Source organism: Tatumella sp. UCD-D_suzukii (genome assembly GCF_000611875.2).
In the GTDB taxonomy this organism is placed as follows: Bacteria; Pseudomonadota; Gammaproteobacteria; order Enterobacterales; family Enterobacteriaceae; genus Tatumella; species Tatumella ptyseos.
In genome coordinates, this window is the sequence record NZ_JFJX01000060.1 from 1 (window position 1) to 1279 (window position 1279).

Sequence of the window (1279 nt, forward strand, 5' to 3'; positions counted from 1 at the left end):
CCCAGTTAAGACTCGGTTTCCCTGCGGCTCCCCTATACGGTTAACCTTGCTACAGAATATAAGTCGCTGACCCATTATACAAAAGGTACGCAGTCACACCCTAAAAGGTGCTCCCACTGCTTGTACGTACACGGTTTCAGGTTCTTTTCACTCCCCTCGCCGGGGTTCTTTTCGCCTTTCCCTCACGGTACTGGTTCACTATCGGTCAGTCAGGAGTATTTAGCCTTGGAGGATGGTCCCCCCATATTCAGACAGGATACCACGTGTCCCGCCCTACTCTTCGAACTCACAATGCGTGCATTTTCATGTACGGGACTATCACCCTGTATCGTGCGACTTTCCAGACGCTTCCATTAACACACACACTGATGATGGTTCCGGGCTCCTCCCCGTTCGCTCGCCGCTACTGGGGGAATCTCGGTTGATTTCTTTTCCTCGGGGTACTTAGATGTTTCAGTTCCCCCGGTTCGCCTCGTTAACCTATGTATTCAGTTAACGATGATGCACTGAGTGCACCGGGTTTCCCCATTCGGAAATCGTCGGCTGTAACGGTTCATATCACCTTACCGACGCTTATCGCAGATTAGCACGTCCTTCATCGCCTCTGACTGCCAGGGCATCCACCGTGTACGCTTATTCGCTTAACCTCACAACCCACAGACGTCTTGCAACGACTCTGAATCGTAAAAGTTTTTGAGAGACTCTGAATAACTTAACGTTATTCATTGTTTTCAAATTTTCAGCTTGTTCCGTATTGTTAAAGAGCAATATCTTAAACATGACTCGTAAGTCATCTTTAAGATATATCGGCCGGTGACTTTCACTCACAAACCAGCAAGTGGCGTCCCCTAGGGGATTCGAACCCCTGTTACCGCCGTGAAAGGGCGGTGTCCTGGGCCTCTAGACGAAGGGGACACTGAAGTCTGCTTCGGCAAGACGCCTTGCTCTGTACTTTTCATCAGACAATCTGTGTGAGCACTACGCGGGAGTGTATCTTCAGGTAAGGAGGTGATCCAACCGCAGGTTCCCCTACGGTTACCTTGTTACGACTTCACCCCAGTCATGAATCACAAAGTGGTAAACGCCCTCCCGAAGGTTAAGCTATCTACTTCTTTTGCAACCCACTCCCATGGTGTGACGGGCGGTGTGTACAAGGCCCGGGAACGTATTCACCGTAGCATTCTGATCTACGATTACTAGCGATTCCGACTTCATGGAGTCGAGTTGCAGACTCCAATCCGGACTACGACGCACTTTATGAGGTCCGCTTGCTCTCGCG

General features: G+C 50.3%; 1 tRNA gene and 2 rRNA genes. All 3 read right to left on the minus strand.

From position 1 onward, the window contains the following. A 23S ribosomal RNA gene (locus CG67_RS13830) occupies positions 1 to 647 on the minus strand; the annotation flags it as partial. A 192-nt stretch (positions 648 to 839) separates the two neighbouring features. Next, positions 840 to 915 (minus strand) — tRNA-Glu (locus tag CG67_RS13835). A gap of 86 nt (positions 916 to 1001) precedes the next feature. Beyond that, positions 1002 to 1279 (minus strand): 16S ribosomal RNA (locus CG67_RS13840); the annotation flags it as partial.